Origin of the sequence: Saccharopolyspora terrae (assembly GCF_004348435.1) — a bacterium.
Lineage (GTDB): Bacteria > Actinomycetota > Actinomycetes > Mycobacteriales > Pseudonocardiaceae > Saccharopolyspora > Saccharopolyspora endophytica.
The window spans coordinates 1-1,269 of sequence record NZ_SMKS01000147.1 but is presented as its reverse complement, the minus strand read 5'-3'; the positions used below and the strand labels follow the sequence as shown (position 1 = coordinate 1,269).

Here is a 1,269-nt window from a genome sequence, read left to right as displayed (position 1 = left end):
GGGTCTGCCCAGGGTTCGGTTGACACTCGGGGTTGAGTGGTGTCAGGCCGCGGTTGCGGCGGTGTAGATGGTCTCAAACTCGACCGGGGTGAGTTTGCCGAGGCGTCGTTGACGGCGTCGGCGGTGGTATTTGGTCTCGATCCAGGACACGATCGCCAGCCGCAGCTCCTCCCTACTTTGCCAGCGTCTTGTGTCGAGAATGTTCTTTTGCAGCAAGGAAAAGAACGATTCCATGGCGGCGTTATCGCCGCAGGCACCGACCCTGCCCATGGATCCGGTCAGCCCGTGCCGACGAAGCAGGCGCCGGTAGCTCTTCGAACGAAATTGACTGCCCCTGTCCGAGTGCACGATCACGCTCTGCGGGTTGCGCAGGGCGATAGCGTTGCGCAACGCCGCCACCGCCAGCGACGATCGCATCCGTGGGCTGATGGAGTAGCCGACGATGCGGTTGGAGTAGCAGTCCTTGACCGCGCACAGATACAGCTTGCCTTCGCTGGTGGCATGCTCGGTGATGTCGGTCAACCACTTGGTATTCGGTGCGGTGGCGGTGAAATCACGGTCCACGAGGTCATCATGCACCGGCGGTCCCGCCTTCGGGTTCCGCCCCTTTTTCTTGGCATGCAACGAAAAGATCTTCTGCAGGGAGCAGATCCGCCACACCCGGTTCTCCGACGCGACAAAGCCACGCTGAGCGAGTTCGTCGGCGATGAACCGATACCCCTCGGTGGGATCGTCGGCGTGGATCTCCAGTGCGGCGTTGATCAAATGGGCGTCGTCCCAGTCGCGTTGTGAGACCGGGTCGCTAAGCCACTGGTAGTAGGCCTGCCGGGAGATCCCCAGCACCCTGCACGTCACCGCCACCGGCACCCGAATGCGGGCGTCGGTGGCGGCCAGGTCACGGACGAGCGGGAAGACTATTTTCCCCGCAGAGCACCCTGGGACAGATACGCCGCGGCCTTGCGCAGGACCTCGTTCTCCTGCTCCAGCAGCCGGTTACGCTTGCGGAGTTCCCGCAGTTCAGCCGACTCCTCACGAGGCACACCCTCACGGTTGCCCTCGGCCACCTCGGCGGCACGCATCCAGTTCTTCAGGCAACCGATCGAGATCCCGAAATCAGCTGCGACCTGCTTCAACGACGTCTCGCCACGACGGGCCACAGCGACCACGTCATCACGAAACTCCTGCGGGTAAGGCTTGGGCACGACGACATCCTTCCAAGTGAGGCCGAAGCCTCACACGTCAGGTGTCAACCAAACCCTGGGCAGACCC

The 1,269-nt window shown here is 62.9% G+C and carries 1 protein-coding gene; it reads right to left on the bottom strand.

Annotation, left to right across the window (positions count from 1 at the left end):
- Positions 1 to 42: 42 nt before the first annotated feature.
- Positions 43 to 1,202 (bottom strand): IS3 family transposase gene (locus E1181_RS31110; protein WP_132679972.1). Its coding sequence is split into 2 segments (ribosomal slippage): positions 43 to 927 and positions 930 to 1,202, totalling 1,158 coding nucleotides; the frame shifts between segments, so codons are not numbered across the junction.
- Positions 1,203 to 1,269 lie beyond the last annotated feature (67 nt).